The organism is Peribacillus sp. NPDC060253 (assembly GCF_042727425.1).
Classification (GTDB): Bacteria; Bacillota; Bacilli; order Bacillales; family DSM-1321; genus Peribacillus.
On the sequence record NZ_JBHXAS010000211.1, the window covers coordinates 1 to 4,615 of the forward strand.

Consider the following 4,615-nt stretch of genomic DNA (forward strand, 5'->3'; position numbering starts at 1 on the left):
GAATTAGTTGAACAAAAGTGATAAAATGGGTAAATAGGAACATACATGACAAGGAGAGATTTTTAAAACCATGATACTTTCACTCATCGTTTTCATCTTAAAAGGGATATTTATGAAATTACCATTTGCCATATTGGGACTTTCCTTCATTCCGCAAAGATGGACAAACGCAATCACGAAAAAGGATAGACCCTTTTTCATTGAGCAAGTGCTAAGACTTTTACTTTCCGCTATCGTATTATTTTTGGTTATCGATATTATGTTAGTGGATTTTACTGTGCCTGCATTCTTTTCGAGTTTTGCCTTTATTCTTGGGCTCATTCTCATCATTGATTCAAGAATGTACGTGTACAGTATTAGGGAATCTTCAACATCCCGCCGAAATAGGAAAAAAAATGAAGGAACGAATCAATTAAATACCCCTTGGAATGTACATTTTAACAGTTTGTTAGGGGGCGTTTTAATAGCAGCTTGGGTCGTCATGTTGTTTTACCATATCACTTTTGCCGGAGATCTACATGGCTTGGCAAAGGTCGATAAGAAAAATGAGCTGGAAGAAGTCCAAGATATAAAAACGATGCCGCTTGTTACAGTGAAAATGGCTGACGCAAAAGGTGATGCAGCGATTAACAAAATACAAAATGCATCATATTTCACTGAAGGCGAGTATCGCCTTACTAATATAAATAGTGAATTGGCTTATACCTCACCCATTGAAATGGATGGGTTTTTTAAAGCTGGGAGAGCGGAATACACGCCAGGTTATAATTTGATTTCCGCCGTTTCGACGGATAAAGGGGCAAGCACTGTTCAAGGGAAGATGCTTTATGCCCCCTCACAGTATCTCGATCATGATTTGGAAAGGACGATCCGCAAGGCCTATCCAAAAAAAATCATCCATGATTCATACCTGGAACCGAATGAGGACGGAAAGCCATACTTTGTAGCTTCAGTGGGACATTATTTGAAGTACCGAAGCGGGTCCGTGGTGGATGGAGTGGTATTGGTTAATCCGGAAAATGGAGACACGAAATACTATCCGTTAGGAAAAGAACCTAAATGGGTAGATCGAACATTCACATTAGAAACAGCCCTGGAATATTGGACATACTGGGGGAAATATGTTCACGGGTGGAAAAACCAGTCCTTAATTGGGGCGAAGAAAGATGTCTTGATCCCTAATGAGGATAATATGCAAGTTACGTTTAACGAAAAAGGCGAATTGATTTATGTGGTTGATTTTACGAGAGCTAAATCAAAAGGAAATTCCAAAACCTTGGTAGGGTACGGTGTTTTCAATGCCAAAACCGGTGAAATGACGTACTACAAAGGCGTCACGTCCGTTCTAACTGGAAAGGAAGCAAAATCCAACGCGAATGCGAGTGAGTTTTTGTCTAAATATCCAGGCTGGAAAGCCACTAATGGCATTTTCTATACGATATACGGTGCGCCCACTTATGTCATTCCGGTTACAAAGGGCTCAAAGTTTCAAGGTGTGGTGATTGTTTATGCCAATAGCGATAATCCCCAAGTAGTCTTTGGGAAAACGAAAGACGAAGCTTTCCGGAACTATAAAAAACTGATTGCATCTTTAGGGAAAGTCAGCGGTGTAACACCTCAAAAAGGATTTGAAATGAAAGAAATCAAGGGGAAAGTAACAAGAATCAACGATGCCAATCTCCCAAATGGTTACGTGTTCTATTTAATCGTGGAAGGTAATGGCAAAAGGTTCACAGTGGACCCTGGAGTCAATGCGCTATCTGATATAGTATTGACGAAGGAAGGAGATCGGGTTGTGCTGAAAGTGATGGATATGGACGAGGACGTCGTCCCAGTCGATCAATTCAATAACCTGGACTTACCAAAGCAATAAAAGCATGAAAAAAAGCATTGCTATCCGCAATGCTTTTTTTCATGAAATCGAATCATTGTTCATGACAGATCCGATAGATTAATGGAAAGGATGGATTCCATATAATATCCCTTTTGAATAACGGCTTTTATGGCGAAATGGCCATTTATCCGTTTCCGCACACGATACAGGAGTGAAGCGATTTCTTCTGCCGTCACAATTTGCGCGGGATCACCGATTCTCTCTGGCCACACATGCTGGACGATCATTTCCTTTGAAATAAGGTTGTCCAAGTTCTCATAAAGCAGCTTAAAGCAATTGAATTCCTTCGAAGGCATTTTAATGGGTGCTTCTTCGTTGATGATCACGGTCTGAATGTGCTCATTGATAGTGACGGTTTGCAGGATATCAAGGTTCAACGGAGTGAAATCCTGTGTTAAATCATTGTCAATGGAAATCATGAATTCAATCAATCCATTAATCAAAGTAATGGTATCTCCCGGTTCAATATGGCAGGGATGGCCAGGAACGAGCGGCATCTCGTTCACCGCGGTGCCGTGCTTGCTCGCCAAGTCCTCAATGAGAAGCTGTCCTTCCTTCATGTAAATCAGGCAATGTTCCCTTGAAACGAAGTCATTGTAAAGCTTAAAATCAGCTTTGGAGTGCTGGCTTGCACGTCCAATCAGCAGGCTTTTCCCTTCATAAACATAGGCGAATTCCTCGGTTTGACCTTTGTGCAAGGTTCTCAATACAACCTTTAAAGTTTTATTGCTCATTTACTTCTTATCCCCTTAAAAGTCTGAAAATTCAGATTGTTTTCATGGATTTATCATTTTAACTACATGGCTGTTTAGTGGATTCAATCCTATAATTATAAATTATCAGACGCTTACTTACTAACGAAAAATAAAAAAAGTCCAAATTAGGCAAATAGTCATTATACGAAATGGTGTTGGTTCGGGAAAATGTCACTCGTCGCAAAGACCAGTTAAGCCGAATCAAAAAGGAAAAAAGTGAGAGATTGACCAGATAAGGGCCTGCCGTTGCTTTTGATGCAGTTGCCCCATTGCTTACCAGCCTAGCGTTTGTGGAGGATGGCAAATACGTTGGACGCCACCAGGTAGATGACCTTGCCATTTTAAAGAAATTGAAAAGGAGTTGACCACGTTGAGTATGTGGAGAGATAAGATCAATGCATTCAGCATCTTGCTGATGATCATTAGCATGATGGTATACATTATTTTCCCTCAGCCCTTTACCCTTAGTCTGTACTGCATATTTGGCATTGCCTTTATCGGCCTGACTCTACTGAATTAGCATACTTCCGATTAGAGAGGAATCGGGAGATATGCTGAAAGGAAGAGGGCATTAAAACGTGGAAGCGATATGGTTTATAATGAAGCCTCTATTAGATTACTTGTTTAGAAAAATCATAGAGGGTGTAATGATAAATTCAGGCCTGCCGGATCATCGGTGGGCTTTTTTTTGCTAGAGTTAATTAGAATGACTTAATAGATGTTACACAATATCCTTCTACTTAATTCATGCAACTAATAGCACGCTTTTGTATTGGTTTTTTTAAAAGAATAATACTTCAATTGAAAAAAAGAGGTTTCTGAAAAAATTAATGTTGATAATAGGTGCTTTGTTACTACTCGGTCTAATCTTAAATATTTTTTCAAATACAGAAACAATGGCTACGGATGGAATTGAAATTAATAAAACAATTTTAAAAGACTCAAAAGATTTAGTAGCTGATATCAGTATATCTGGCAACCTTCATAATAAGAAAACACTTGAACTAAAAATTCTTTTAAAAGGAACAAATACAATTTCAATAAAGAATGAGCAAACTGGAAATGTATAGTAACTAATTCAAAGGGAGATGAGGTATTCTCTGAAGTAATAAAAGGAGATGCAATTCGTTCATTTGAATCAATGTCTGGTGAAGGAAACATCAAACTAGTTTTAAATAGCGGGAAACAAGATTCAATGATAATTATAAACGGGGATGAGCTTCATAAATAATAATTGGCTAAAAGCAGAATCTATTTATGGTATGTAAGTAGATTTATTATTGACTCTATATAAATTTGTCGCACACTTGGTGCTGGCAACCCTTGCATTAAAAGAAGTGAAATCATTGAATGATTTCACTTCTTTTAATTTGGCTATGTTAAAGGTAAAGGTTGATTATAAAATATACAATATAAAATCTCCGATTGGGTATTTATGTTAAGGTTAATATGAGATTGTGAAAATTTCTACTTAAACTAACGGGGCAGTTTAGTTGAACAAGGATTTATATCCGAAATTAAAAGGAGAACCACTTTGATAAAAAAAATCGATATGACTAATCCTAAATTAGCTGAGGATGTATTAAACATTCAATTACCTTCCTATATGGTAGAGGCAGAGTTAATTCATTTTTATGAAATACCACCATTAAAAGATACAGTTGACACGTTACAACAATCCGGTGAAACTTTCTATGGGTATTACTTAAATGACGAGTTAAGTGGAGTCATTTCTATAAAAGTTGAAAAAGGTATAATCGATATACATCGTCTAATGGTTCATCCAACACATTTTAGAAAAGGAATTTCCAAAATGTTATTAGAGTTCATTGAAAACAATGAGGAAGATATTGAAACAATAATAGTATCAACTGGTTCTAAAAATACACCAGCAATAAATTTCTATGAAAAAAATGGTTTCTCAATTACAGGAGAAACAAATGTGACAGAACGTCTATCTGTAACC

At 37.4% G+C, this 4,615-nt stretch carries 5 protein-coding genes; 4 read left to right on the top strand and 1 reads right to left on the bottom strand.

Translation table 11 applies throughout. The features are described 5' to 3' along the window. Positions 1–112 precede the first annotated feature (112 nt). Positions 113–1,873 (top strand): hypothetical protein, encoded by a 1,761-nt coding sequence (locus ACFWE9_RS25995; protein ID WP_377359532.1) that lies wholly within the window; start codon positions 113–115, stop codon positions 1,871–1,873. A 59-nt stretch (positions 1,874–1,932) separates the two neighbouring features. Here the strand turns inward: ACFWE9_RS25995 and ACFWE9_RS26000 are convergent, their stop codons facing one another. After that, positions 1,933–2,628 carry an FHA domain-containing protein gene (locus ACFWE9_RS26000; protein WP_230162768.1) on the bottom strand — a complete coding sequence of 232 codons (696 nt, stop codon included), beginning with the start codon at positions 2,626–2,628 and terminating at the stop codon, positions 1,933–1,935. Between the two features lie 391 nt (positions 2,629–3,019). Between ACFWE9_RS26000 and ACFWE9_RS26005 the strand changes: the two genes are divergently transcribed. From ACFWE9_RS26005 to ACFWE9_RS26015, 3 genes are all read left to right on the top strand, one after another. After that, positions 3,020–3,169: a hypothetical protein gene (locus ACFWE9_RS26005; RefSeq protein ID WP_230162766.1), complete on the top strand. Its 150-nt coding sequence runs from the start codon at positions 3,020–3,022 to the stop codon at positions 3,167–3,169. A gap of 310 nt (positions 3,170–3,479) precedes the next feature. Beyond that, on the top strand, positions 3,480–3,719 hold the full coding sequence (locus ACFWE9_RS26010) for a hypothetical protein (protein ID WP_230162764.1): 240 nt from the start codon (positions 3,480–3,482) through the stop codon (positions 3,717–3,719). Between the two features lie 464 nt (positions 3,720–4,183). Beyond that, positions 4,184–4,615: GNAT family N-acetyltransferase (locus ACFWE9_RS26015; RefSeq protein ID WP_377359535.1), on the top strand; the 432-nt coding region annotated here is incomplete at its 3' end.